The 25,261-nt window shown below is 34.4% G+C and carries 23 protein-coding genes; 6 read left to right on the top strand and 17 right to left on the bottom strand.

Features of this window, described 5'->3' with window-relative positions; all coding sequences use genetic code 11:
* A complete protein-coding gene (gene surE / locus LNP19_RS02725; RefSeq protein ID WP_230063281.1) occupies window positions 1-780 on the bottom strand; it encodes a 5'/3'-nucleotidase SurE in 780 nt (259 codons plus the stop codon).
* A gap of 195 nt (window positions 781-975) precedes the next feature.
* Between surE and LNP19_RS02720 the strand changes: the two genes are divergently transcribed.
* A complete protein-coding gene (locus LNP19_RS02720; protein ID WP_230063280.1) occupies window positions 976-3,246 on the top strand; it encodes a carboxy terminal-processing peptidase in 2,271 nt (756 codons plus the stop codon).
* 120 nt (window positions 3,247-3,366) lie between these two features.
* Complete coding sequence (locus LNP19_RS02715; RefSeq protein ID WP_230063279.1) at window positions 3,367-4,194, top strand: DNA/RNA non-specific endonuclease; 828 nt, start codon at window positions 3,367-3,369, stop codon at window positions 4,192-4,194.
* A 21-nt stretch (window positions 4,195-4,215) separates the two neighbouring features.
* Here the strand turns inward: LNP19_RS02715 and rodA are convergent, their stop codons facing one another.
* The 6 genes from rodA to purH all read right to left on the bottom strand — a co-directional run bounded on the left by rodA (window position 4,216) and on the right by purH (window position 11,435).
* Complete coding sequence (gene rodA, locus LNP19_RS02710; protein WP_230063278.1) at window positions 4,216-5,451, bottom strand: rod shape-determining protein RodA; 1,236 nt, start codon at window positions 5,449-5,451, stop codon at window positions 4,216-4,218.
* Window positions 5,452-5,467: 16 nt separating this feature from the next.
* Window positions 5,468-7,399, bottom strand: a complete 1,932-nt coding sequence (gene mrdA, locus LNP19_RS02705) for a penicillin-binding protein 2 (protein WP_230063277.1) — start codon at window positions 7,397-7,399, stop codon at window positions 5,468-5,470.
* Complete coding sequence (locus LNP19_RS02700; protein WP_230063276.1) at window positions 7,396-7,902, bottom strand: rod shape-determining protein MreD; 507 nt, start codon at window positions 7,900-7,902, stop codon at window positions 7,396-7,398. The genes mrdA and LNP19_RS02700 overlap by 4 nt, the downstream gene beginning before the upstream one ends.
* The gene (mreC, locus tag LNP19_RS02695) at window positions 7,895-8,719 is read right to left on the bottom strand and encodes a rod shape-determining protein MreC (protein WP_230063275.1); all 825 of its coding nucleotides are present in this window, start codon (window positions 8,717-8,719) and stop codon (window positions 7,895-7,897) included. The genes LNP19_RS02700 and mreC overlap by 8 nt, the downstream gene beginning before the upstream one ends.
* Before the next feature lie 106 nt (window positions 8,720-8,825).
* Window positions 8,826-9,854 carry a rod shape-determining protein gene (locus LNP19_RS02690; protein ID WP_072943612.1) on the bottom strand — a complete coding sequence of 343 codons (1,029 nt, stop codon included), beginning with the start codon at window positions 9,852-9,854 and terminating at the stop codon, window positions 8,826-8,828.
* Window positions 9,855-9,908: 54 nt separating this feature from the next.
* Window positions 9,909-11,435: a bifunctional phosphoribosylaminoimidazolecarboxamide formyltransferase/IMP cyclohydrolase gene (purH, locus tag LNP19_RS02685; protein ID WP_230063274.1), complete on the bottom strand. Its 1,527-nt coding sequence runs from the start codon at window positions 11,433-11,435 to the stop codon at window positions 9,909-9,911.
* A gap of 197 nt (window positions 11,436-11,632) precedes the next feature.
* Here purH and LNP19_RS02680 point away from each other — a divergent pair, with 197 nt between their 5' ends.
* Window positions 11,633-12,883: an ABC transporter permease gene (locus tag LNP19_RS02680; RefSeq protein WP_230063273.1), complete on the top strand. Its 1,251-nt coding sequence runs from the start codon at window positions 11,633-11,635 to the stop codon at window positions 12,881-12,883.
* 111 nt (window positions 12,884-12,994) lie between these two features.
* Window positions 12,995-14,041 (top strand): NAD(P)-dependent alcohol dehydrogenase, encoded by a 1,047-nt coding sequence (locus tag LNP19_RS02675; RefSeq protein WP_230063271.1) that lies wholly within the window; start codon window positions 12,995-12,997, stop codon window positions 14,039-14,041.
* Window positions 14,042-14,095: 54 nt separating this feature from the next.
* Here LNP19_RS02675 and accD read toward each other — a convergent pair whose 3' ends face one another.
* The 3 genes from accD to tamL form a co-directional block, all read right to left on the bottom strand.
* Window positions 14,096-14,950, bottom strand: coding sequence for an acetyl-CoA carboxylase, carboxyltransferase subunit beta (accD, locus tag LNP19_RS02670; protein ID WP_230063269.1), 855 nt, complete (start codon window positions 14,948-14,950; stop codon window positions 14,096-14,098).
* A gap of 73 nt (window positions 14,951-15,023) precedes the next feature.
* Window positions 15,024-16,091, bottom strand: a complete 1,068-nt coding sequence (gene fbaA / locus LNP19_RS02665) for a class II fructose-bisphosphate aldolase (protein WP_230063267.1) — start codon at window positions 16,089-16,091, stop codon at window positions 15,024-15,026.
* A gap of 67 nt (window positions 16,092-16,158) precedes the next feature.
* Window positions 16,159-18,714, bottom strand: a complete 2,556-nt coding sequence (tamL, locus tag LNP19_RS02660; RefSeq protein WP_230063264.1) for a translocation and assembly module lipoprotein TamL — start codon at window positions 18,712-18,714, stop codon at window positions 16,159-16,161.
* Window positions 18,715-18,751: 37 nt separating this feature from the next.
* Here tamL and LNP19_RS02655 point away from each other — a divergent pair, with 37 nt between their 5' ends.
* On the top strand, window positions 18,752-19,477 hold the full coding sequence (locus tag LNP19_RS02655) for a TrmH family RNA methyltransferase (RefSeq protein ID WP_230063263.1): 726 nt from the start codon (window positions 18,752-18,754) through the stop codon (window positions 19,475-19,477).
* Between the two features lie 56 nt (window positions 19,478-19,533).
* Here the strand turns inward: LNP19_RS02655 and porT are convergent, their stop codons facing one another.
* Together porT and ubiE are read right to left on the bottom strand one after the other, a co-directional pair.
* A complete protein-coding gene (gene porT / locus LNP19_RS02650) occupies window positions 19,534-20,238 on the bottom strand; it encodes a type IX secretion/gliding motility protein PorT/SprT (protein WP_230063262.1) in 705 nt (234 codons plus the stop codon).
* On the bottom strand, window positions 20,235-20,969 hold the full coding sequence (ubiE, locus tag LNP19_RS02645; protein ID WP_230063260.1) for a bifunctional demethylmenaquinone methyltransferase/2-methoxy-6-polyprenyl-1,4-benzoquinol methylase UbiE: 735 nt from the start codon (window positions 20,967-20,969) through the stop codon (window positions 20,235-20,237). Before ubiE ends, porT begins: the two co-directional genes overlap by 4 nt.
* Before the next feature lie 241 nt (window positions 20,970-21,210).
* Here ubiE and LNP19_RS02640 point away from each other — a divergent pair, with 241 nt between their 5' ends.
* Window positions 21,211-21,510: a hypothetical protein gene (locus LNP19_RS02640; RefSeq protein ID WP_230063258.1), complete on the top strand. Its 300-nt coding sequence runs from the start codon at window positions 21,211-21,213 to the stop codon at window positions 21,508-21,510.
* A gap of 51 nt (window positions 21,511-21,561) precedes the next feature.
* Here LNP19_RS02640 and LNP19_RS02635 read toward each other — a convergent pair whose 3' ends face one another.
* From LNP19_RS02635 to LNP19_RS02615, 5 genes are all read right to left on the bottom strand, one after another.
* Window positions 21,562-22,044 (bottom strand): dihydrofolate reductase, encoded by a 483-nt coding sequence (locus LNP19_RS02635; RefSeq protein ID WP_230063256.1) that lies wholly within the window; start codon window positions 22,042-22,044, stop codon window positions 21,562-21,564.
* Window positions 22,041-22,388 (bottom strand): 2TM domain-containing protein, encoded by a 348-nt coding sequence (locus tag LNP19_RS02630; protein WP_230063254.1) that lies wholly within the window; start codon window positions 22,386-22,388, stop codon window positions 22,041-22,043. Before LNP19_RS02630 ends, LNP19_RS02635 begins: the two co-directional genes overlap by 4 nt.
* A gap of 212 nt (window positions 22,389-22,600) precedes the next feature.
* Window positions 22,601-23,425 carry a thymidylate synthase gene (locus tag LNP19_RS02625; RefSeq protein ID WP_230063252.1) on the bottom strand — a complete coding sequence of 275 codons (825 nt, stop codon included), beginning with the start codon at window positions 23,423-23,425 and terminating at the stop codon, window positions 22,601-22,603.
* Window positions 23,426-23,502: 77 nt separating this feature from the next.
* A complete protein-coding gene (locus tag LNP19_RS02620; protein ID WP_230063250.1) occupies window positions 23,503-24,132 on the bottom strand; it encodes a bifunctional nuclease domain-containing protein in 630 nt (209 codons plus the stop codon).
* Between the two features lie 114 nt (window positions 24,133-24,246).
* A complete protein-coding gene (locus LNP19_RS02615) occupies window positions 24,247-25,215 on the bottom strand; it encodes an electron transfer flavoprotein subunit alpha/FixB family protein (protein ID WP_230063248.1) in 969 nt (322 codons plus the stop codon).
* Between the last annotated feature and the right edge of the window lie 46 nt (window positions 25,216-25,261).

The following is a 25,261-nucleotide window of genomic DNA, read 5'->3' as shown; positions in this document are numbered from 1 at the left end:
TTATTCATTCCAGTTCCAGCTGTTAAGTTGTTGTGTGGCGTGATGCGCTGTTAAGTCAAATTGAACGGGAACCACAGAAATATAACCGTTTGCCAAAGCCCATTCATCAGTGTCTTCTCCTTTATCTTGGTTTACAAATTCGCCCGCCAGCCAGTAATAATCTCTTCCTTGGGGTGTTTGACGCTTGTAGAATTTTTCGACCCAAAGCGCTTTGGCCTGACGGCAAATTTTTATTCCTTTAATATTGTCCTTTTTTAGCTTGGGGAAATTTACATTTAAAACGATGTCTTTTGGAAGACTATTTTTAAGGACTTCCAAAGTTATTTTTCGAATAAATGGTTTCATGGTTTCAAAATCAGCATTCCAGTCGTAATCCAAAAGTGAAAAACCAATAGCGGGAATTCCTTCGATACCCGCTTCTACGGCAGCACTCATGGTTCCGGAATAAATAACATTGATTGAAGAATTAGAACCATGATTGACTCCTGAAACGCAGAGATCCGGTTTCTTTTTTAAGATTTCATTTACGGCCAATTTTACGCAATCTACAGGCGTACCAGAACAGCTGTATTCTAAAATGGAGTCATTCTCTTTTGAAATTTTATTTAAATATAAAGTGTTATTAGTAGTTATGGCGTGCCCCATACCACTTTGTGGTTGATCAGGAGCCACGACAACCACTTCTCCAATTTCGGACATAACCGAAATTAAAGTTCTAAGTCCGGGAGCCGAAACCCCATCGTCATTTGTGATTAAAATTAAAGGTTTGACTTTATTCATGTTATTTTGAGTTTTATGATTTGGAAAATTAAATCAAATTGTACAGATTTGTATCTTTCAAGCAAAGGAAACAAAATTTATTAACTTGTGGATTAATGCTAAAACAAAAAGACTATTTTATATCTTTAACAAAAATTTATGTGGATAGCTTAAGGCTTGGCATGTTTTTTACTGTAAATTAGTTTAAAAATTTGGATGAATACTATTATTAACTTTATGAAGAGAAATTATAAAATACTTCTTGCAATTGTTGTCGTTTCGGTAACACTATTTGCTTTTAAAATCAAATCAGGAACTGAGGCTGATCCAGGAAAAGACAAATTGCTTTTGGAATTATTGACTTTTGTCATCGAAAAAGGACATTATAGTCCTGCCGCGATTGATGATAACTTCTCAAAAGGGGTGTATAAGGATTATATACAGGCTTTAGATCCGTCTAAACGATTTTTCTTGCAATCTGATATAGATGAGTTTTCTAAATTTGAAACAGAATTAGATGATGCTTTAATCAATAAGGATTTGACCTTTTTTAGTTTGACTTATGATCGGTTGATGAAAAGGATGGATGAAAGCAAGAAAATTTATAAGGAAGTATTGAGTGTCCCGTTCAACTTCTCTATTGATGAGAGTTTTAATACGGATTATGATAAGGCATCTTATGCTAAAAATGAAAAAGAGCTTAAAGATCGTTGGAGAAAACAAATTAAATTGTCGGCTCTTTCGTCTTTAACTGATCGTTTGAAGATGCAAGAAGACAGGCTAAAAGGAGTTGAAAGTAAATCTACTGACGATGATGAAGCGCTGGTAAAAAGTGGAGATAAAATTGGAAATGATTTAATCAAGACTAAAAGTAAAGCAACGATTAATTCAGATAAAGATAAAACTTTCGCTGAGCTAGAAAAAGAAACCAGGGAAAATGCTTTAAAAGCATTAGATGAGTATTTTGGTTTTATGAAAGATCTAGACCGTGATGACTGGTTTTCAGTTTATATTAATTCTATTACAGCTCGTTTTGATCCTCATACGAATTATTTTGCAGCTGAGGAAAAAGAGCGATTCGATGTGGACATCAGTGGGAAGTTAGAAGGTATTGGAGCACGTCTTCAAAAGAAGAATGATTTTACCGAAATTTCTGAACTAATATCTGGTGGTCCAGCTTGGAGAGGGAAAGAGCTTGAAGCAGGTGATTTAGTTACTAAGGTAGCACAAGGAAGCGGGGATCCGGTAGATGTTGTAGGAATGCGTCTTGAAGATGTGGTAAAAAAGATTAAAGGACCTAAGGGATCTGAAGTTCGTCTTACCGTTAAGAAAGTAGATGGAACCATTAAAGTGATATCCATCATAAGAGATATTGTCGAAATTGAAGAAACCTACGTTAAGTCTAGTGTGGTTGTTAAAGACGGATTGAAATATGGGGTGATTTATTTGCCTAAATTCTATATTGATTTTGCAGATCGAGGTGGCAGAGATGCCGGAAAAGACATTGCCCTTGAAGTAGAGCGATTGAAAAAAGAAAAAATTAACGGAATCGTTCTTGATGTACGTGATGACGGAGGGGGTTCTTTATCAACAGTTGTTGATATAGCTGGTTTGTTTATAGAACAAGGTCCAATAGTTCAAATTAAATCTGCCGGATTAAAAAAAGAAGTCTTATACGATAGAGATAAAAAGATCGAATGGGATGGACCATTGGTAATTATGGTCAATAGTTTCTCTGCATCGGCTTCAGAAATTTTAGCAGCTGCAATTCAAGATTATAAAAGAGGAATTATAGTAGGTAGTAAACAGACCTATGGTAAAGGAACGGTGCAAAATGTGATTGACTTTAATCAATTTGTACGCAATAGTTCTGTAGGTGATTTGGGTGCATTGAAAACGACTACCCAAAAGTTTTATAGAATAAACGGTGGGTCCACTCAGCTGGAAGGGGTGAGCAGTGATATAGTTATGCCGGATAGATTTGCTTATTTAAAAATGGGCGAACGTGACGTAGAAAACGCTATGCCTTGGGATAAAATTGATGCCGCTGACTATACGGTTTGGAATAAAAATGAAAATTTTAATAAGGCTATCTTGAATAGTAAAAATAGAATTGCGAGTAATCCACAATTTCAGTTGATTGAGGATAATGCAAAATGGATAGACAGTAGAAAAGAAGACAATACTTATAGTTTAAATATTGATAAATTTAGGATGGCTCAAAATGAAATAGAGCAAAAAGCTAAAAAATACAAGCCTATCTCTCAATATAAGAATGATTTGAAATTTAATTCTCTGCCTTATGAAATTGCTGAATTTGCAAAAGACAGTGTTTTAAAAGAGAAAAGAGAAAGATGGCATCAAAGTTTGTCTAAAGATATTTATATTGAAGAAGCTTTGAATGTTTTGGATGATTTACAGCCTAAAACTGATTTGAAAAAAAGTATTCCTTCGAAGCTAAAAAAAGAAAAGTTTGTTAAGTCATAAATACTATTTTTAATAAACTACATAGCACAAAAAGCTCCAAAAATTTAAGTAATTTTGGAGCTTTTTTTTATTATTGGCATATAATTTCAATTAATTTTGAACCTAAATTTACATTTATAGATGAAATATATTAAAATTCTTTTGATCATTGTCATTGGGATAAGTTCTTTGATTCTTTATTCTTCTCAAGAACTTCAAGAAGATGAAGTGCTGCCTAAAGAAGCCAAAGTATTAGATACAGCAGACCGTTCAGAAGTTAATAGTGCTGGCTCGTTTAATTTTCTGCCTACTTCCACAACAGGGCAAATAGTGAATCATAATTATTATACTTTGTCCTATAATGAAAAATGGGAACAAGCGGAGTGGGTAGCTTACGAATTGAAAAAGGAATATATTAAAAAAAACAGCTTCAAAAGACCTTTTTTTATTGAAGATCCTAAAGTTAAAACTATTTCAGCAGATTGGCGTAATTTTAAAAATTCTGGGTTTGATAAAGGGCATCTTTGTCCAGCGGGTGATATGCAGTTTAGTATTCTAGCTTATAACGATACGTTTTATACCTCAAATATTTCACCACAAGATCGTGGTTTCAACGGTGGAATTTGGAATAGACTAGAAGAGAAAGTGCGTTATTGGGCAGAGCGATATGATGACGTTTTTGTAGTAACGGGTGGTGTTTTAAGTCCTTCTTTGAAGACTATAGGTAAAGAGAAGGTTGGAGTGCCAGACTTTTTTTATAAAATTATATTGGATGATTCTAAAGGAAATTTTAAAATGATAGCTTTTTTGATACCCAACAAGAAAAGTGATAAGCCTTTGTATGATTTTGTAGTTTCTGTGGATAGCATTGAGAAAATGACAGGCATAGATTTTTTTTCGATATTAGATGATAAGATCGAAAATGAATTAGAAAAAAACAGTAATTATAAGTCTTGGCTTTCTAAGTAGTCATGCAAAATAGCCTTTACATTACCACTCATTTACCTTATTGGCATCCATTTTTAGAAAGATAAATAATAAGATAGTGAATCCCCAAAGACCAGATCCTCCATAAGAAAAGAACGGTAAGGGAACTCCGATAGTAGGGAATATACCTACAACCATCGCAATATTTACAAAGAAATGGGTGAATAAGATACCAGCAACGCAATAGCCATAAACTCTGCTAAATTTTGTTTTTTGTCTTTCTGCCAAATAAATGACACGAAGAAATAAAGCCACAAATAAACCGATAACGACAACTGAGCCAGCGAAACCCCATTCTTCTCCAACGGTGGTAAAGATATAATCGGTATGCTGTTCCGGCACAAATCCACCTTTAGTTTGTGTTCCCTCAAGAAAGCCTTTTCCAATCCATCCCCCTGATCCGATAGCTATTTCCGATTGGTTTGTATTGTATCCAATTCCTTTTAAATCTACCGCTTTACCAAGTAAGATATTAAAACGATCGCGGTGGTGTTGTTTGAAAACATTGTCAAAAACATAATCTACTGATAGAACAAAACCCGAAATTAGAACAAAAAGTAGGCTGCTTGCTATAATATTTCTGTCAGCTAATCTGGACTTATAATAGATTAGGACTATAACCAATAAGGCCATTAAAATGACGTATTGAGGTTCTATTATCAAGGTTAGCATAAATAATATTATTGCAGTAAATCCTGTCCAAACATACCAAGCTGGAAGTCCTTCGCGGTATAAAATAATAATAAAGATGCTATAGATGAGGGCGCTACCCGGATCAGGTTGAGGCAGAATGAGTATTACCGGTAAAAAAACAATAGCAAGTGCCTGAATTTGTCGGTTGACGTCTTTTAAGTTAATTTGAGAATCACTGAGGTATTTAGCCAAGGCTAAGGAAGTTGCTGCTTTTGCAAATTCAGATGGTTGAAGGGTAAAGCTTCCAATAGCGTACCAACATCTTTGACCAGCGATGGTTTTTCCGAATAGAAATAAACCGACCAAGGACAATAACGAAATACCAAAAATTATACTGGCGTATTTTTCATAAAATTTTCCATCAATAGCAAGTACAATAAAAATTAATGGAATGGTCAGTAAAATAAAGATAAGCTGTTTTTGATAAGTGTCTTCTATAGAAGACAATGAGGAAGAGTATATATTCAACCAGCCCATAATTACTAATAGGCAATAGATGATGACACAAGTCCAGTCCAGATTTTTCTTTATACTTTGGTTTTTCATTTGAAATGAATGCTTATTAATTTTGTTTAGTAGTATCTTTTTTTATTACTGGAATTATTTTTTTACTTTTTAAAATTGAATCTTGTTTTTTCAATTGCAGCTTAACCACATCCGAAAGTCCGCCTAGCTTTGCATAACGATCTTGAAGACTTCGTTCTAGAATTCTTTTTTCTAAATCGGTTCTTGTAATGGTTTTTCGAAGATATTTTTCAATCATTAAACTGGCTATTGGTCCTGCAATGGTGGCTCCAAATCCACCGTTTTCTACTAAAACAGCAATGGCAATCTTCGGGTTGTCTTTTGGCGCAAAGGCAACAAAAATGGAGTGATCTTCCAGTTGTACTCTTTTACCTCCAATTTTAGCGAAATTTTCTGCTGTCCCTGTTTTACCACAGATGTCAATGCCTTCGACTTTCAAACTTCTTCCTGTTCCTAGATTGTATACGTCAAACAAACCACTTATCACGGGTTTGAAATATTTTTTGTCTATTGTAGTTTCGTGTTTTACCTTGAATTTAGGGTCGATATTCTCTCCTTTTATTTTTTTGATGATATGAGGAGTAAAATAGTGACCTTCGTTCGCCACTGTAGCCATCATGTTTGCCAGTTGAATTGGTGTCATTAAAACCTCACCTTGACCTATAGAATTAGAAACGATAGTGGTACTTCTCCATCCTCCGTTTGGATAGATTCTCTTGTAGGTTTTAGATGTTGGAACATTTCCTCTTTTCCCAGTTGGTAAGTCGTAGCCCATAAATTGGCCAAGACCAAAGCTTTTTACATGATCGCTCCATACATCAACGGCATAAGAAGGTTTTGTGTATTTGTTAATGGTTCGCATGTAAACTTGTGCAAAATAAGTGTTACAAGAGTGGTATATTCCATTGTGCAATTGATGCGGTCCTGAATCATGACACTTCATAAATCGTCCTCGGGCGTAACTGAAACCATGATTACACATAAATGAGGTTTGTTCATCTACGACGCCTTCTTGCAGACCAATAAGGCCTGTTAGTATTTTAAATGGTGAGCCAGGAGGATACTCAGCCAAAAGGCCTCTGTCGTATAGTGGTTTTGCAATGGAATCATGATAAAGCATCGTGTAATTTTTCGATCTTTGTCTGCCTACCAAGATGCCAGGATCATAAGATGGGGCGGTAACCAATGCTAAAATCTCCCCGGTTTTTGGTTCAATAGCGACGATTCCTCCTCTTTTATTGATCATTAATTGCTCTCCATATTTTTGAAGTTCTGCGTCAAGAGTAAGATTGATGTCTTCACCTTGAACAGCAATAGTATCGTATTTCCCATTTTTATAGGACCCAATTTCCCGGTTGTATTTGTCTTTCTGAAAATATTTTACTCCTTTTATACCGCGTAAAATTTCTTCATAGTATTGTTCAACGCCTTGTTGTCCAATTAAATCACCGCTTTTATAGTAGGGGTTTTTTGCAATTAATTGTTCGTTAACTTGGGTGATGAATCCAAAAATATTGGCTCCAAAATCGACTTCGTAGTCACGAAGTGAACGTTTTTGGAAATAGAAGCCTTCAAATTTTCTAATTTTTTCTTGAAAAGCCGCAAATTCACTCTTGTTTAATTGAGGTAAAAAAACCGAAGGTAAACGAGGGCTGTAAACCTTAGCCTTGGCAATTTTTTTAATGAAATCTTCTTTTGTGATATTCAGTAATTGACAGAATTCCAGCGTGTCTATGTTTTTTAATTCTCTAGGAATTACCATGATGTCATAGGACGCCTGATTTGCTACTAATAATTTCCCATTTCTATCGTAGATATAACCTCTTTCGGGATAATCATACTTGATTTTAATGGCATTGTTTTCTGATTTTAGTTTGAAAGTGTCGTTGACCACTTGCAAATAAAATATCCGGATTACTAGCAATGATGCTGCAACAATGATTAAAGAAGGCAGCAGAAGTTTTCTCATTTTTTGTTGGGCTTAATAAGGTATATTATGATAATACAACTAATAATGGTGAATACGGCACTTAATAAGGTTCGTATTAATAAGTCTAAAAAGAAGCTTATTTGAAAGGCCTCTAATAGGAATAATGTGAAATGATGAATAAGCACCGCTAACGAAATAAAAGAAAATCGTTCCGGGGTTAAAACATCGTTTAGTTTTATAGTTTGATATTCGTAACTCACTCCAAAGGCAAATTTAAAAAGAGAGGGACGGAAATAAGCTAAAGTTAAACAAGCAGTAGCATGAATCCCTCCTGAGTTTGAAAACACATCCATAATTATGCCAAGTAGAAAACTGGCAATCAGTAATCCTGATTTATTGCCGTTTACCGGATATAAAATGATGAACAAGATATAAGGCAATGGGATTATAAATCCCAAAAAAGTCATGTTATTGAAGATAAGAATCTGGACGGCCAACAACAAAATGAACCTCAAAATATTGGTTAATAAAGTGCTATTCATCTTTCTCTCTTTTTTCTAAATTAGTAAGCTCTTCTCTATCTTTACTTTTTATGATATAGACATGGCCAAGGTTTGTCATGTCATTAAATAATTTAACTGTTATTGTATAATAATGAGTTTGGTCATCTATTTCTACTTTATGGACCGTTCCAATATTGATATTTTCAGGAAAAATCACAGATTGACCGCCAGTTACTATGGTATCTCCTTTTCTAACCGAGGCTAGTCTAGGTACATCTATTAATTGAACAAAGCCGGTACTTTTTCCATTCCAAGTCAAAGAACCAAAATGATTTGATTTCTTAATTTTGGCATTGATTCTAGATTTTACATTCAGGATACTAACAACGGTGGAGTATTTTGGAGAAGTCTTGTCAATGATTCCAATGATTCCAAGACTATTAATAACTCCCATATCAGGTTTTATGCCTTGTAGGGAGCCAGAGTTTAAGGTGATGAAATTTTCATGAACGTTGTAGGAGTTATGAATGACTTTAGAAACAACAATGTCTTTTGGCTCAACTCCTTTAATTTTTTCAAATTTTTGTAAGGCCAGTGTGTCCTTTGTATTAAATACAATACTTTTTAGTCTTGCGTTTTCAAGGGCTAATGCATCGTTCTCAGTTTTTAAATTCAGATATTCGTTCACATTGTTTATTTTTTCATAAACACCACCGCTTAAAAAATTAGCAGAGCTTATTATTCTACTTTTGTGATAGGAATGAGATTGAATAGTAAGCAAAAGCGAAACGCATAATAACAGCAAAAACAGTAGTCTATTACTGTTTTTGAATATAAAATTAAATATTTGCTGCATTCTCTTATTTGATTATTTTGTTTCAGTATGAGCTTAAGTGTCTGATTTCTTTGAACTTTTAAGATTGTATTTTGGCTTGATACCCAAATGCCTATTTAAAAGAGGCTTATTTTATCAAGATGCTTTTGAATTTTGAAATATTTTTAAGAGCCATGCCTGTTCCTCTAACTACTGCTCTCAAAGGATCTTCTGCAATGTAAACAGGTAAATCCGTTTTTTGCGAGATTCTTTTGTCCAATCCTCTTAACATGGATCCTCCACCTGCAAGATAAATACCGGTGTTGTAAATGTCGGCTGCTAATTCAGGGGGTGTTTGAGATAGAGTTTCCATAACAGCATCTTCAATTCTTTGAATAGATTTGTCTAATGCTTTAGCAATCTCTCTATAAGAAACGTCAACTTGTTTAGGTTTACCCGTAAGTAAATCTCTTCCTTGAACTGACATGTCTTCTGGAGGAGTTTCTAAGTCTTCAATTGCTGCTCCAATCTGGATTTTTATTTTTTCGGCAGTACTTTCTCCAACGAAAAGGTTGTGTTGGGTACGCATATAATACACGATGTCATTTGTGAATACGTCACCGGCAATTTTTACTGATTTGTCGCATACAATTCCGCCTAATGCTATAACAGCAATTTCGGTTGTACCACCACCTATGTCAACAATCATGTTTCCTTTCGGTTGCATAATATCGATGCCGATACCTATGGCTGCTGCCATAGGTTCGTGTATTAGATATACTTCTTTACCATTTACTCTTTCACAAGATTCCTTAACGGCTCTCATCTCCACTTCAGTAATTCCAGATGGGATACAAACTACCATTCTCAAGGCTGGAGTGAACATTTTCTTTTTTAATGCCGGTATGCTTTTTATAAACATACTGATCATTTTTTCTGAAGCATCAAAATCAGCAATTACACCATCTTTCAAAGGTCTTATTGTCTTAATGTTTTCATGTGTTTTACCTTGCATTAGGTTGGCTTCCTTACCAACAGCAATGATTTTGCCTGAGATCCTGTCACGGGCAACAATCGATGGACTGTCAATAACTACTTTGTCATTATGTATGATTAAAGTATTAGCGGTACCAAGGTCTATCGCAATATCCTCGGTCATGAAATCAAAAAATCCCATAAATTATTTAGGGTTAAAAGTTATAATAAATAATAGCATGCAAAGTTAAACAAATTAATGTTTGAAATGACGTGTTCCAGTAAATACCATTGCAAGATTATTTTCGTTGCAATAATCGATACTTAATTCGTCTTTTATTGATCCTCCAGGTTGGATTACAGCAGTTATGCCAGCTTCTTTTGCAAGAGCAACACAATCAGGAAATGGGAAAAAAGCATCGCTCGCCATTGAGGTACCGTGCAAATCAAAACCAAATGTTTTTGCTTTTTCAATTGCTTGTAATAAAGCGTCAACTCTTGAAGTTTGCCCCGTTCCTGATGAAATAAGAGTTCCGTTTTTTGCAAAAACAATTGTATTTGATTTAGTGTTTTTACAAATTTTTGAAGCAAATATTAAATCTTTAATTTCCTGCTCAGTAGGAGTTGTTGTAGTAACGGTTTTTAAATCGTCTTTATTGTCAGTAATGTTGTTTCTTTCTTGAATTAAAAGTCCGTTAAGGCAAGTTCTAACTTGTTTGTTAGGTAATTCAACCTCGTTTTGAACTAATATAATTCGGTTTTTCTTCTCTTGTAAAATTGTAACGGCTTCAGTATCATATTCCGGAGCGATAACTACTTCGCAAAATAATTTGTTGATTTCTGTTGCTGTTGCAACGTCAATTTTTGTATTAGAAATCAATACGCCGCCAAAAGCAGATGTAGGATCGCAAGCCAATGCAGCGTTATATGCTTCGCTAATGGTGGTTCTTGTAGCTAGGCCACACGCATTGTTGTGTTTTAGGATAGCAAAAGTAGGTCCGTCAGTTTTGAATTCATGAATTAAATTTACTGCAGCATCTACGTCTAATAAGTTATTATAAGACAATTCTTTTCCATGTAATTTTTGGAACATCGCATCAAAATCTCCAAAGAAAAATCCTTTTTGATGTGGGTTTTCTCCGTATCTCAAGACTTGGCCATTAGCGATACTTTCTTTGTAAAAAGTTTCGTCAGTGTTGAAATAATTAAAAATGGCAGTGTCATAGTGCGAAGAAACATGAAAGGCTTTTGTAGCCAATAGTTTTCTGTCAGCAAGAGTAGTTGCTCCGTTTTGAGTTGTAATCAAATCCAAAAGCGTGCTATATTCATCAACAGAGGCAACAATTACGGTGTCTTTGAAATTTTTTGCGGCAGCGCGAATCAAAGAAATTCCACCAATATCTATTTTTTCAATGATATCCGCTTCGCTCGCTCCTGAAGCAACGGTTTTTTCAAAAGGATATAAATCAACAATTACCAAGTCAATTTGGGGGATGTTAAATTCCTCCATTTGCTGCACGTCACTTTCGTTGTCTTGACGATTTAAAATTCCACCAAAAACTTTTGGGTGTAAAGTTTTAACTCTTCCTCCTAAAATGGATGGGTAAGAAGTAACGTCTTCAACAGGAACTACGGGAATTCCCAAGTTTTTTATAAAATCTTCAGTTCCACCTGTAGAATAAAGTGTAACATTTTGACTGTTTAAGAGTCTTACAATTGGTTCAAGACCTTCTTTCGAAAAAACTGAAATTAATGCAGATTGAATTGTTTTTGTTGTGTTCATGTGTAGTTATAATTATAAAGTGCAAAAATAGTTTTTTAATGTGAAAATTAGACTATTTGAAAATGAGATAATTTCGAAATTATGACATTAATTTACTATTGATAAAAAAATGTAATGATGGAGCTACAATGAATATTTGTTTTTCTAGGTTTTTGAATAATATTTATAGAATTTTACTGTAACACAAAAATGATATTATGCTAGTTTATCTTCGATTATTGAAAGAAAGTTTCGCTTTTGCTATGAATGCTTTGCGCAACAATAAGTTACGAACTTTGCTTTCTTTGCTGGGGGTTACCATAGGAATTTTTTCTATTATAGCAGTTCTTGCAGCGGTAGATTCTTTGGATAGAAAAATCACTAAAGATTTGAGTAGTTTAGATAAAAATACTATTTATTTAATGCGTTTTTCTTTTGGTCCGTCAGAAATTCCGCAATGGAAAAGAGAGCAGTTTCCCGATGTGAAATACGATGAATATACTTCTTTAAAAGGATCTTTGAATAATACGGAACAAATTGCCTATCAGTTTTTTGTGAAACGCGAGAGTATTAAATACGAATCAAAAACAGTCAGCGATGTAAATGTGGTTCCGGTTTCCTATGAATTTATAGATATACAAGGACTTGAGTTTGAAAAAGGAAGATTTTACAATGAATCAGAGTCTAATTCCGGGACGGCGGTTATTGTATTAGGTTATGAAATCGCTAAGAATTTATTTGAAGAAAGTGAACCCATCGGGAAAAATATACGCTTATATGGACAACGTTTTACCGTTATTGGTGTTTTGAATAAGCAGGGCGCGGGTTTGTTTGGTGATGACAATGATACTTCGGTTTTTTTACCGGTTAATTTTTTGCGACGCATGTATGGGGATAATAACAGTTCTATGACGCCTGTGATATTGATTAAGCCACAAAAAGGAATCGATATGGATGCTTATAAAGCTGAAGTTGTACAAAAATTGAGAACTATTAGAGGAATGAAACCAGATGAGGGAAATAATTTTTTTATTAATGTTCTTTCAGGATTTACAGATCTAATTGATGGAATTATTGGTCAAATGAATGTGGTAGGATGGATAATTAGTGGATTTTCTCTGCTGGTTGGCGGTTTCGGAATTGCTAATATCATGTTTGTTTCGGTTAAGGAGCGTACTAATTTAATAGGGATTCAAAAATCTTTAGGCGCTAAAAACAGATTTATTTTATTTCAGTTTTTATTTGAAGCTGTCATTCTTTCTGTGATAGGCGGGATAATAGGATTGGTTTTAGTGTGGATTATTTCTGTAGTACTCACAAAAGTTTTGGACTTTGAATTCGTCCTTGGAATGGGGAATGTTATTCTAGGAACTGGTCTGGCTGCTTTGATTGGTTTGATATCTGGAATTGTTCCTGCGATAACGGCTTCCAAATTAGATCCTGTAGAGGCAATTAGAACGGGGATGTGATGTTGTAGAAAAAAAGTAATTTTTATCAATTTTTTCAAGTCGATTTATTGTCTTATTCGCATTTTTAGGCTGTGTTTTTTGTACTTTTAACCTTTATCTAAAATTTACAATATGACAGCAATTAAAGCTTATGCGGCCTACGATGCGGAAACTTCATTAAAACCGTATTCATTTGATAGGAAAGAACTTGGTGCTAAACAAGTTCAGATAGAGATACTTTATAGTGGTGTTTGTCATTCTGATATTCACACTGCTAAAGGAGATTGGGGACCTGCGATTTATCCATTGGTACCGGGACATGAAATTGTGGGTCGAATTACTGCTGTAGGAAGTGAGGTGACTAAATTCAAAATTGGAGAATTAGCGGGCGTGGGGTGTTTTGTAGATTCCTGTCGAACTTGTCCTAGTTGTAAGTCAGGTGAAGAACAGTTTTGTGAAGAAGGGATGACGGGTACCTATAATAGCTATGAAAGAGGAACAAATATACCTACTTATGGCGGATATTCAACCAGTATTAGCGTTGATGAAGATTATACTTTGCATATTTCGGATAAGTTAGAGCTTTCGGCTGTTGCTCCTTTGCTTTGCGCTGGTATTACAACTTATTCTCCATTGCGTTATTTGAATGTAGGAAAAGGCCATAAAGTAGGAGTTTTAGGTTTAGGTGGTTTAGGTCATATGGCAGTGAAGTTTGCTGTTTCTTTTGGTGCCGAAGTGACCATGTTGAGTCATTCTCCTTCTAAAGAAGCTGATGCAAAAAAACTAGGGGCTCACCATTTTGCCCTGACATCTGATGCCTCAACAATGGATTCTCTAGCGAATAACTTTGATTTTATTTTAAATACCGTATCTGCTAAGCACGATCACAATGCGTATTTGAATTTATTGAGAACTAACGGAACAATGATTGTAGTTGGTGCGCCACCAACGCCTGCCGAAATCCCTGTTTTTACTTTGATCATGAAAAGAAGAAGCATTATGGGAAGCCTGATAGGAGGAATTGCCGAAACTCAGGAAATGTTAGATTATTGTGCGGAACATAACATTACTTCTGATGTTGAATTGATTGATATGTCCTATATTAACGAAGCCTATGATCGTATGAATAAAAGTGACGTGAAATATCGTTTTGTAATTGATATGGCTAGTTTAAAATAGCTGTAAATTTACTTTTTAAACATAAAAAAATCCCGAGCAATCGGGATTTTTTATTTATCTAATTTCTTGATTTCGAATTAAATCGATATAAAGATTGATTTTGTCTTTCAATTCTTTTCTTGGTGTAATAAAGTCTAAGAAACCATGCTCCAAAAGAAACTCCGAAGTTTGGAAACCTTCTGGTAAATCCTTACCGGTAGTATCTTTTACAACTCGAGGCCCTGCAAATCCAATTAAGGCACCAGGTTCAGCAATGTTTATATCGCCAAGCATAGCGTAAGAAGCAGTAGTTCCTCCGGTAGTTGGATCTGTACATAATGAAATGTAAGGAATTTTAGCTTCGGCAAGTTGGGCAAGTTTTACAGATGTTTTGGCTAATTGCATCAATGAATAAGCTGCTTCCATCATACGGGCTCCACCTGATTTTGAGATCATTACAAAAGGAATGTTGTTCTTGATCGAATGATCAATTCCTCTTGCTATTTTTTCACCTACAACAGCTCCCATTGAACCACCAATAAAGGCAAAATCCATACAGCAAATTACTAAATCTTTGCCTTTTGATTTTCCAACTGCAGTACGTACAGCGTCCTTTAGTTTAGTTTTTTCCATCACATCTTTAAGACGATCTGCATATTTCTTTGTGTCAACAAAGTGTAAAGGGTCTTTGGAAGTTAAGTTTTTATCTAATTCAACAAATTTATTGTCGTCAAATAAAATTTCAAAATAGGTAGCACTACCAATTCTAACGTGAAAACCATCTTCCGGACTTACAAATAAATTGCGTTCCAGTTCTTCGGCATCAATAATTTTTCCGGTAGGTGACTTGTACCAAAGTCCTTTTGGGACATCCATTTTGTCTTCGGTAGCCGTTGTAATTCCTTTTTCTTTTCTTTTAAACCAAGCCATATTTATTAATTTAAGATTTACGATATACGATATACGATTTAAAATCGCATGTCATAATTCTTATATCGTAATTTTATAGTGTATTCACATTATTTAAGTCAGCAAATGCTTGCTCTAATCTCGTGTTGAAAGTTACTTCGCTTTCACGCAACCATCTTCTTGGATCGTAATATTTTTTATTAGGAACATCAGCACCTTCAGGGTTTCCAATTTGAGTTCTCAAATAGTCAATGTTTTTAATCATATAGTCACGAGAACCTTCTGTAAAAGCAAATTGTAAATCAGTATCAATGTTCATTTTAACTACACCATAGCTGATTCCTTCTCTGATTTCTTCTAATGTTGAACCTGATCCTCCGTGGAAAACAAAATCGACTGGATTGTGTCCTGTGTTGAATTTATTTTGAACGAAATCTTGAGAGTTTTTCAAAATTTTTGGAGTCAATTTTACATTACCTGGTTTGTAAACTCCGTGTACATTTCCAAAAGCAGCTGCAATTGTAAATTTAGGGCTTATTTTAGATAGTTCTTCGTAAGCATAAGCTACTTCTTCTGGCTGAGTATATAATTTTGAACTGTCAACATCAGAGTTGTCAACACCATCTTCTTCTCCACCTGTAATTCCAAGTTCGATTTCTAATGTCATTCCCATTTTGCTCATTCGCTCTAGGTAACCTTTACAGATTTCGATATTCTCTTCGATTGGTTCTTCAGATAAATCAATCATGTGAGAACTGAATAATGGTTTTCCAGTTGCTGCAAAATGCTCTTCTGAAGCGTCCAATAATCCGTCAATCCAAGGCAATAATTTTTTAGCGCAGTGATCAGTATGTAAAATTACTGTAGCTCCATAAGCTTCAGCAAGGGTATGAATGTGTTTTGCTCCCGCAATTCCACCTACAATTGCCGCTTTTTCATTTGCATTAGAAAGTCCTTTTCCTGCGTTGAATTGTGCGCCTCCATTAGAAAATTGAATAATAACAGGAGCATTTAATTTTGCTGCAGTCTCAAGAACACCATTTATGGAGTTTGAACCAGTAACATTTACCGCAGGAAGAGCAAAACCTTTTTCCTTTGCATAATTGAATATTTCTTGAACTTGATCTCCTGTAGCTACGCCTGATTTGATGTTATGTGCCATTGTAATTTTTTTTAGTTGGTTTCTCTAGTTTTTAGTTTAAGTCTGCAAAAATAAGAATTAATTAGCATTAGAAAGGGTAATTAATTCCAAAATTTAAAACAGAGTGTCCAAAATTGTATTCATGAAACCATTTTTTACCCTCATCATTGGCCGGATTATAGGTTTTAAATCCTAAATCGAAACGGACAACAAAAAAGCTTAAATCATAGCGAAGGCCAAATCCGGTGCCCAGTGCTAGGTCTTTTAGACTCTTAAATCCTGTGAAAGTAGATTTTTCATCTTCTACATTGTCAAATACATTCCAGATGTTTCCTGCATCTGCAAAGAAAGCTCCTTTTAAGTCGCCGAAAACTTTAAATCTAAATTCTCCGCTCACAGCAATTTTTAGGTTGGCTTCATTAAAGTCGTTGGTGGCGCCACTACTTCCGGGGCCTAAACTGTAAGGTTGCCAAGCTCTGTTGTCATTTGAGCCTCCAGAAAAATAACTTCTTGAAAAAGGAATATTGTCCGAGTTTCCAAAAGGTACCGCAATCCCGAAAAAGCTTCTTACTGCAAGTACTTTTTCCCTGGATAAATCCCAATGCTTGATATAATCGAATTCGGTTTTTAGATACTCAGAATATTCTAAATTGAGGATGTCATAATTTCCCTTTTCATTTACAGTTTTTTTTGTAGCCTTGGAAATCAGAGATAATGGAGTACCTGCAGATTCAATTTTGGTTTTAAAAAGATAAAAGGTATTGTCAAGTAAATCCGTTTTTGTGGTTTTAGAAAAAGTGAAACTGGTGGCTAGAATAAAATCATTTTCTATAAGTCTCATTCTTCTTTCTTCGATACTTTTTATGGTGGCATAATCTTTTTCGGGCAAGGTGATACCGCCTGTTAGTACGTCATTTGTGAATCCTTTAGTACCTTCTTCAATTATTAAATTCTTGTCGTCTATATTATCAAAATATTCCGTTTTTGTATTGTATATTTTTCCAATACTATTTAAGGCGTTATAAGAGGAGCCATAAACATTGAAATAGTTTTTAGGATTTAGGTTTCGGACAAATTGTATGTTGAATAAGTCAAAACGAGCGGTATTGTTTTTCTTTGGAGTCCAATTGTAAGAAAATAATCCGGTAAAATTTTCTTTGTCCAGACCAATATTTGTCTGTCTTGCAAATCCTACCGCCATGAGTGTGGAAGGAATCATACTTTTTGGGATTATTTTTTCGGTAGAGAAAGGCATGAGGATTCTCGGAAAATTTAACTTTAGATCGATACCATATTCTGACACATTCAATAATTGGTTTTTTGGATTTGCTAAATCTTTAGAGGAACCCACGTTTCCTCTGGCCGAAATTTCTAGAGTTTCAGCTCTATTAAATACATTTCTTATCGAAAGTGAAGGGCTAAACGAAATCCCGAAATCTTGGATATTGGAGTGGGTCAAATCTACCGAGGCGCCAAAGCTATATTTTTTTCTTGGGGTTAAATAGATTTTTGCAATTAGTGAATTAGCAGTAGAATCTCTTTTGTCTACTTCATATTGTATGCTGGGGTAGCTAAAAATTTTTAAATTATTTAAATAACGGGTCGTAAGTACTGTTTTGTTATCTGCAAAAAGGCTTCCTTTAGTAATGAAAATAGCATCTGTTATAGCACGAGGCTTGTATTTTAATTTTTCATGACTGTATAAATTGAAATTTTTATAAGAGACACTGTCTTTAATTATGGAACTATTGCTATTTGTTGCATAATCAGTGTAAATATTTACATCACTTATTTCATACAGTTTAAAAGGTTCTGTTCTTGTAGAGTCCTTTTCTATGTATGAATAATTGTTTATGATTAAATTTACATTAGCGCCATTTTTCTTGTTAATTGTGTCTATGTCATAGGTAACATAAGTGGGCTGAAAATAATAAGCTCCATTGTTTCTAAATAGTGTTGAAATACGGTTTTTCTCATCTTCAAAATCTACTGTCTGGTATTGTTTACCTGATTTAAGGAAAGTAAGTGATTTGTGCGACTCATATAAAGAGTCTAATGCAGGAGTCGAAATGGTTGTTTTTATCGAATCTAATAAATAACCTTCGCCTGTAGTTATGGTATATTTTATTTTCCCTCTTTTAGGAGCTATGCTGTCTAGTTTGTAAGCGGTTTTTACATTGAAAAAACCTTTGTTAAAATAATGGTATTTCAGGCGTAATAGTGATTTTTCTGTTTTAGAGGAGTCAATTATTACGGGTGGTTCTCCAGTTTTCTTCAGAAAATCATTAATTCCTTTGTGCCAAAAAGATTTTCCAAGACGATCTACTTGTTTTGCAGACAACCATTTCACTTTTCGCTCGTATTTTTTTGGATTATTGGTGAATTTAGCCTGATAGGTTGAGTCAGGATTAAGGTTGGCTAAGTTGTATAAGTTCAAACGAAAACGATTCCCTAATAAAGTACCGTTTGGTTTTTGGTACAACTGATTAAAGGTGTTTTCATCTTTTGTATTTTTTCCGTTTACTGTAATTTGATTTTTAATCAGGAGTTGTTTTCCCTCTGGAACTCTTTTTTCAGCGTTACAGGCAGATATAATTATCCCTATTAGAATAAATAATGATATTTTTGTTGAAATTTTTTTCAAGTGTTCTAAAATATTTAATTCAAAAGTACATATTTTTATGGTTAGTAAAAACCAAATAAAGCTTATAACTAGTTTACAACAAAAAAAGTATAGAGTTGCTAATCAATTGTTTTTTGCCGAAGGTGTAAAAGTAATTCAAGAATTATTGCAATCAAATTTTGAACTCGAGCATTTGTATACTCTTCAAAATGATTTTGAAGAGGTTGAGGCTTCAAAAAGAACCTTGATTAATGAGGCAGACTTAAAGAAAATTAGCGCCTTGGCTACGCCTAATACTTGTTTGGCGGTTTTTAAAATCCCTGTTGAGAAAAAAATCATCGAATCAGGATTGATCGTGGCTTTAGACTCGGTTCGTGATCCCGGAAATTTAGGAACCATATTAAGATTATGTGATTGGTTTGGGATAAAGCAATTGCTGTGCTCTAAAGAAACGGTTGATATATACAATCCAAAAGTAGTGCAAGCCACCATGGGATCTATCGCTAGGGTTAATGTCAATTATATTGATTTGAATGTGTTTATCTCTCAAAGTAAATTAGCTGTTTTTGGCACTTTTATGGACGGAGAGAATATTTATAAAACAGATTTACCAGAAGAAGGAATAGTTATCATGGGCAATGAGGCTAATGGAATTTCTAAGGAGCTAGAAAAGAGCATCAACAACAGACTTACAATCCCGCGTTTTGGAGATATTCAAAAAACTGAAAGTTTAAATGTGGCTACCGCTACGGCTATTATTCTTAGTGAGTTTAGAAGAGGATAATTCTATCATTAACTAATCAGAGTTGTTGGCTGATAGGCAGAAAAGGAATCCTAGTTTTAATGGAAGGTGAAATTAATAAAAACGGCTCTGTTTTTCATAGATTCAATATTGCTGGTCCAAGGACTGTTAGGGTCATTGTCACGTATCAGTTCATCCGAAAGTCCAAAAACGCCTCTTATGGAAGGGGAGAATATGAAGTATTCAGAGAAAATATCGATTCCAAATCCTATTTCATAGTTTTTAGTCCAGGGTTGTACTCTGAATTTTTGAGCAGAGTTGTCATCTTTTGATTTTGAATTACTGGATAAATTCAAAGTCGTCGACACCCCGCCCAATAAATAAGGTCTGACATTTCCGGTCCTGAGAGATGAAAATTTCAACAGTAAAGGAAAATGAATATAAGTACTGTTCACTTCTCTTAAGGCGTCTATTTCTCTCGTAAAACCAGGGAAATTCAGCTCTCTTTTAGTGTAATACAAGCCCGGTTCAAAACGTAAGTCTAGGTATTCTTGCAGTTTTAAATCGCTCACTAGGCCTACGTTAAATCCGGTTGTTCTTTTTACCAGTATGTCAGGGCCGTCTGTCGTGTAGTCTATTTTAAAATCAAAAGAGTTAAAGCCTAAGTAAAACCCAAAATAAAGTCTTTGCTTTTGGAAGTTTTCCAAATTGATTATTGGATCTTTTCCGAATATTCTATTTTGACCTTGAGCGTATCCTTCAAACGATAGAATGAGTAAAACTATGACGGCAATTTTTTTCATATTTTTTTTGATGCAGAATAAATAGTGGCCACGCCAAATGTTTGCGGCAATGCTACAACATCTATAAACCCAATTTTTCTTAAAATATTGTTTAAGGCTTCGCCATAAGGAAAAGCGGCTGCTGATTCAGATAGATAGCCATAAGCCACATTATCTTTTGAAAATAGTTTTCCTATAATAGGAAGGATATTTTTACTATAAAAATTATAGCCTTGTTTGTAAGGAGTTTTGTCTGGTACTGAAGTTTCTAAAATTACGAATGTTCCGTTTGGTTTTAGAACTCTCAAAATTTCAGCTAGTCCTTTCTCGAGATTTTCAAAATTTCGAACTCCAAAAGCAACCGTTATAGCATCAAAATAATTATCGTCAAAAGGAATGTTTTCAGAGTCTCCCAAAACCATTTCTATAGTATTGGATAGTTTTTTCTCGGCAATTTTTTTTACGCCTACTTCGAGCATTCCGGCCGATATGTCCAGACCAATAATCTTTTTAGCATTTGTATTGGCCATTAAAATAGCCAAATCACCCGTTCCTGTCGCAATATCAAGAATCGTCTCAGGATTTGATTTAGCTACAATTCCTAAAACCTTTTTACGCCACTTTACATCTATCCCAAATGAGATCACACGATTCAAGTTATCGTAATTTCCCGAGATGGTGTCAAACATTTTTGCGACTTGTTCTTTTTTGCCTAAAGAGGAATCTTTATATGGAGTTATGTTTTTTGACATTTTTTTTAAATTTTCACAAATATAATACAATCTATTTTGAACTGTATTCTAGTTTTTTAAATAGTGAGAAATAATAGGCTAAATATATAGTCTTTCTTTTTTTGATCAAAATTTAAATGAACGCTAGTTCGAATTCATTCTAAATATCACTAAAAGTGGGTATTGTAAGGGAGGATATTAATAGCGAATTTTACAAAATATAAATGACAACATTTTATTTTCAATGATTAACAGGGAATTAATGATTCAAATCAAGTGGCTGCTTTTTGCGCTAATTTTGTCACTTGTTCTTGTGAGCTGTTTTGATGGTGCCGTTTTAAAAAACGGTAGTGTACTTTTAGCGCAACATACGTTCTTAGGATTAAATTTGTTTTTGGAAATTTTTATTTTTTTTGTTTTTAGTACCTTCGTGGTATTTGGTATTAAAGGCTTTTTTGAGATGTATTCTCATAAAACATCAAATGTTATCACTTGTATTTCAGGAGTATTGTTAACGTTTGTGATTTTTATGTTATCTTATCAAATCTTGTTCCAAGCATAAATCTTTTTTCCTAGTCATTGATAAAAAAAACACCTCGTGATGAGGTGTTTTTTATTTTCTAATGTAAGTCTGGTAGGTGTAGTCAAAAAGATGTTTTTCGTCCTTTGGTTGAAACTCAGAATTGATTATTTTCCAATCATCTAGTTTTATTTCCGGAAAAAAAGCATCTGCGTCAAAACTGTGATGTACCAGAGTAAGTTCTATTTTATCAGAGTGAATCATTCCTAATTCGTATATTTCTCCACCTCCAATGATATAAGATGTTTCATTTTCGGGACATATTTTTATGGCTTCTTCCATACTGTTGACCACAATACAGCCTTCGGGCTTGTAGTTTTCCTGACGGCTTATTACAATATGGGTTCTGTTAGGCAATGGTTTTGGAAAGCTTTCAAAAGTTTTTCTCCCCATAATGATGTGATGCCCCGAAGTCAGATTTTTAAATCTCTTAAAGTCATTTGGCAGGTGCCAAACTAATTCGTTGTTTTTTCCAAGTGCATTGTTTTCAGCTACTGCCGCAATCATTATAATCATTCCGTTTCAAGTTTATTAGGTAAGTCCTCGGCTATTTTTGACTGTAATTCGTTTATTTTTTTCTGCTGTAAAGCAACAAGACGATCTATTTGGTCTCTTTCCCAGTTTTTATTCATAAAACGATCCGTAATGAAAACTTTTATAAAATGTAAAATAAAAAGAAAAACCCACAAAGTGATTACCCAGATATACCAACTTGTATTTACTGTTGTATTGAAAATTTTGGTTGATATGAAGAGAAATAAACTACCAAGTGTCAATAGAACGAAATGATAATAAAGTCTTTTCTTTTGTCTTATTCTTCTTCTGGCGGTTTCGTATAATTCGTGTTGATCTCTTTCCATTAGTGTAAATTTTATTTTATAAAGATAAAATTTAATTTATAAAAGTTACTATTTGAGATCTGGATTATTTTTAGCGATGTGTGTTTGATGTTTAGGGTATTTATGTTCTTTTTAGGATTAATTATTTTTTAGGATTTAAATCTTTTTTCAGTACGATTAAGATTGTTGCCTATTTTTAATTTATTTAAAATTTTAAAATAGGGATACGTTTCTTATACCGCAACACTTCCTTTTATGAGGGCATGAGGTTCGTATCCTTCAAGGGTGAAATCTTCGAAATTAAAGTCGAAAATGTTTTTAATATTTGGATTTAAAATCATTTTCGGTAATGATTTAGGCTCTCTTGATAGTTGTAGTTCAAGTTGTTCAATATGATTGTTGTAAATGTGGGCATCGCCAAAAGTATGGATAAACTCGCCTGCTTCAAGATCACAAACTTGAGCAATCATCATGGTTAACAGAGCATAGGAGGCAATGTTGAATGGAACTCCCAGAAATATATCGGCGCTACGTTGGTATAATTGACAGGATAATTTTCCGTCAGCAACATAAAACTGAAAAAAGGCGTGGCAGGGAGGTAAGGCAGCTTTATTATTGGCTACGTTCTCTCCAAATGATTTGCTGTTGTCAGGAAGCACTGACGGATTCCAAGCCGAAACAAGCATTCTGCGGCTGTTTGGGTTGGTTTTTAATTCCTGAATTAAGTCGGATATTTGATCAATCTCTTCGCTATTCCAGTTGCGCCATTGATGTCCGTATACGGGACCTAAGTCACCATTCTCATCGGCCCAAGCATCCCAAATTTTTACCCCATTTTCTTGAAGGTATTTTATGTTTGTATCACCTTTTAAAAACCAAAGCAATTCATAAACAATCGATTTGAAGTGTAGTTTTTTAGTAGTAACCATTGGGAAACCTTCGCTTAAATCAAAACGCATTTGATGCCCAAAAACACTTTTTGTTCCGGTTCCAGTTCGATCTCCTTTTTGGCAACCATTTTCCAAAACGTGCTGCACTAAATCTAAATATTGCTTCATTAAAATTTTTATTTGCTAATTCGAGAATGTTTTGATTGGTTATTTGGTCGTTAAATAATCGGATTAAGAAGTAAGTATTAAGATTCTCTTCTGGAAATTTCGTCTCTAATTTTGGCTGCTTTTTCGTAATCTTCGATTTGAATTGCCTGTTCGAGTAATTCATTTAGTTCTTGCAAACTATTTTTAATGTAAGCTCTAGCGGGCTGACTGTTCTCTTCTTCATTGCCAAAGGTTTCAGGGTTAGACAAGATATCGTCAATTTCCTGAGAGTCTTTATCAGTGTCTTGAGGATTTGCCTTTAAAAAGATACCAGCTTTATCTAAGATGTTTTTATAGGTAAAAATAGGAGCGTTGAAGCGCAAAGCTAATGCGATTGCATCCGATGTTCGGGCATCTATTATTTCTTCTATTTTATCCCTTTCGCAAATAATACTGGAATAAAAAACGCCATCAACAAGCTTGTGAATAATGACTTGCTTTATGGTGATGTCAAATCGTTCCGCAAAATTTTTGAATAAATCATGAGTCAGAGGACGCGGGGGTTTAATTTCTTTTTCTAGGGCTATCGCTATCGATTGTGCCTCAAAGGCGCCTATAACTATAGGTAATTTTCTTTCACCGTCAACTTCATTTAAAATCAAGGCATAAGCTCCGTTTTGGGTTTGACTGTATGAAATTCCTTTTATAGATAGTTTAACTAAGCTCATAGTTGTGATATGCTAAAGTACTCGGTACTTAATTGGGTTTAAAAAAATTGCTGCCTAAAAGCAAAGATACAAATATCTTATTTTTTAGGCAGCAATTTGAGCAGTTTTATTGAATTATGACTGTTGCGCTTTAAATGCTTTAAATTTCTCAATCAATTTTGGTACAATTTCAAAAGCATCTCCTATAATTCCATAATCGGCTACTTTAAAGAAAGGAGCTTCTGGGTCACTATTGATGACTACTTTTACTTTTGAAGAACTGATTCCTGCAATATGTTGTATTGCTCCTGAAATTCCGATTGCGATGTATAAGTTGGTTGCCACAGGTTTTCCTGTTTGTCCCACGTGCTCAGAGTGAGGTCTCCATCCAAGATCTGACACTGGTTTTGAACAGGCAGTTGCTGCGCCAAGTACTGATGCTAGTTCTTCAATCATTCCCCAGTTTTCAGGTCCTTTTAATCCGCGGCCGCCTGATACAACTATATCTGCATCTGCGATAGATACTTTTCCGGTTACTTTTTCAACTGATGCTACTTTTACACCAAAATCATTTTCTCCAATCGTTGGATTAAAATCTTCTTCTGTTAAAGTTGATGAGTTTTCAAAAATACCATAAGAATTTTTGGCAAGACCAAGGATTTTAATATCAGTGTTGATTTCGGTAATATTAAAAGCTTTGTTTGAAAAAGCGTTTCTTTTTACCTGAAATGGAGAAGTGCTTACTGGTAATCCAACTACATTTGAGGCATAACCGGCTTCTAAGGCTACCGCCACAAGAGAAGAAAGATAAATGCTGTCAGTAGACGAAGAAAGTAAAACTAATTTAGCGCTTTCTTTTTGAGCTGCTTGTTTGATGACATCAGCATAAGCTTTAGCGGTAAATCCTGATAATTTATCGTTGTTTACTTTGAGTACTTTATCCACACCGTATTTTGATAGTTCAGAAACGTTTTGAGCGTTAATCGTTACGGCTGTTACGGTTGTTCCTAGAGTTTCGGCTACTTTTTTTGCATAGGAAGCCAATTCAAAAGCTACTTTCTTGAATTTTCCTTCTGCGTATTCTGCATATATTAATATTGACATAAGATTTGTGATTTTAGATTAACGATTTATGATTTTAGATTTTCGT

It is taken from the genome of Flavobacterium acetivorans (assembly GCF_020911885.1).
Taxonomy (GTDB): domain Bacteria; phylum Bacteroidota; class Bacteroidia; order Flavobacteriales; family Flavobacteriaceae; genus Flavobacterium; species Flavobacterium acetivorans.
The sequence above is the reverse complement of the archived record's forward strand: the minus strand, read 5'-3'. Positions and strand labels throughout refer to the sequence as shown.

Bases quoted from the DNA above. Each gene is read 5' to 3' on its own strand.
- surE (WP_230063281.1), bottom strand. From the start codon at position 780: ATGAATAAAGTCAAACCTTTAATTTTAATCACAAATGACGATGGGGTT.
- LNP19_RS02720 (WP_230063280.1), top strand. From the start codon at position 976: ATGAATACTATTATTAACTTTATGAAGAGAAATTATAAAATACTTCTT.
- LNP19_RS02715 (WP_230063279.1), top strand. From the start codon at position 3,367: ATGAAATATATTAAAATTCTTTTGATCATTGTCATTGGGATAAGTTCT.
- rodA (WP_230063278.1), bottom strand. From the start codon at position 5,451: ATGAAAAACCAAAGTATAAAGAAAAATCTGGACTGGACTTGTGTCATC.
- mrdA (WP_230063277.1), bottom strand. From the start codon at position 7,399: ATGAGAAAACTTCTGCTGCCTTCTTTAATCATTGTTGCAGCATCATTG.
- LNP19_RS02700 (WP_230063276.1), bottom strand. From the start codon at position 7,902: ATGAATAGCACTTTATTAACCAATATTTTGAGGTTCATTTTGTTGTTG.
- mreC (WP_230063275.1), bottom strand. From the start codon at position 8,719: ATGCAGCAAATATTTAATTTTATATTCAAAAACAGTAATAGACTACTG.
- LNP19_RS02690 (WP_072943612.1), bottom strand. From the start codon at position 9,854: ATGGGATTTTTTGATTTCATGACCGAGGATATTGCGATAGACCTTGGT.
- purH (WP_230063274.1), bottom strand. From the start codon at position 11,435: ATGAACACAACAAAAACAATTCAATCTGCATTAATTTCAGTTTTTTCG.
- LNP19_RS02680 (WP_230063273.1), top strand. From the start codon at position 11,633: ATGCTAGTTTATCTTCGATTATTGAAAGAAAGTTTCGCTTTTGCTATG.
- LNP19_RS02675 (WP_230063271.1), top strand. From the start codon at position 12,995: ATGACAGCAATTAAAGCTTATGCGGCCTACGATGCGGAAACTTCATTA.
- accD (WP_230063269.1), bottom strand. From the start codon at position 14,950: ATGGCTTGGTTTAAAAGAAAAGAAAAAGGAATTACAACGGCTACCGAA.
- fbaA (WP_230063267.1), bottom strand. From the start codon at position 16,091: ATGGCACATAACATCAAATCAGGCGTAGCTACAGGAGATCAAGTTCAA.
- LNP19_RS02655 (WP_230063263.1), top strand. From the start codon at position 18,752: ATGGTTAGTAAAAACCAAATAAAGCTTATAACTAGTTTACAACAAAAA.
- porT (WP_230063262.1), bottom strand. From the start codon at position 20,238: ATGAAAAAAATTGCCGTCATAGTTTTACTCATTCTATCGTTTGAAGGA.
- ubiE (WP_230063260.1), bottom strand. From the start codon at position 20,969: ATGTCAAAAAACATAACTCCATATAAAGATTCCTCTTTAGGCAAAAAA.
- LNP19_RS02640 (WP_230063258.1), top strand. From the start codon at position 21,211: ATGATTCAAATCAAGTGGCTGCTTTTTGCGCTAATTTTGTCACTTGTT.
- LNP19_RS02635 (WP_230063256.1), bottom strand. From the start codon at position 22,044: ATGATTATAATGATTGCGGCAGTAGCTGAAAACAATGCACTTGGAAAA.
- LNP19_RS02630 (WP_230063254.1), bottom strand. From the start codon at position 22,388: ATGGAAAGAGATCAACACGAATTATACGAAACCGCCAGAAGAAGAATA.
- LNP19_RS02625 (WP_230063252.1), bottom strand. From the start codon at position 23,425: ATGAAGCAATATTTAGATTTAGTGCAGCACGTTTTGGAAAATGGTTGC.
- LNP19_RS02620 (WP_230063250.1), bottom strand. From the start codon at position 24,132: ATGAGCTTAGTTAAACTATCTATAAAAGGAATTTCATACAGTCAAACC.
- LNP19_RS02615 (WP_230063248.1), bottom strand. From the start codon at position 25,215: ATGTCAATATTAATATATGCAGAATACGCAGAAGGAAAATTCAAGAAA.